Consider the following 394-nt stretch of genomic DNA (forward strand, 5'->3'; position numbering starts at 1 on the left):
GAGCTTTAACAGCATCATCAACGTTGAATTGAGTTGTCATATGTCATTCCTATTTTTACCAGTTTACTGAAATGACACAGATTTTTGAACACTACCTATGACCGCAAAAAACCGTGTTCCTGATGAGTTTAGACAAGGTATAACTAACATTCGTTACACTATTGATAATAAGCATCAAGAAGCGTATTTCGACTTAAACGGTCATGCTGATTACATCAATGTTTCTTGCTCGTACACCGTGCCTAAGAAAGCAACGATTGACGCAAACCAATGTGAAGTATTCAGACAACAATCACTGCAAAAAGGCAAAATCTCTGCGTACGATTACACCTACCTTAGAGATACAAACCAAGTACCTCTATTCAGCAGCAATCCAGGGTGCGAGCACACTTTG

Annotated in this window: 1 pseudogene; it reads left to right on the forward strand. The window is 39.1% G+C overall.

The features are described from left to right. Nucleotides 1-97: 97 nt before the first annotated feature. A pseudogene (locus N482_RS02945) lies at nt 98-394 on the forward strand (hypothetical protein); the annotation flags it as partial.

Source organism: Pseudoalteromonas luteoviolacea NCIMB 1942 (genome assembly GCF_001625595.1).
GTDB classification, from domain to species: domain Bacteria; phylum Pseudomonadota; class Gammaproteobacteria; order Enterobacterales; family Alteromonadaceae; genus Pseudoalteromonas; species Pseudoalteromonas luteoviolacea_A.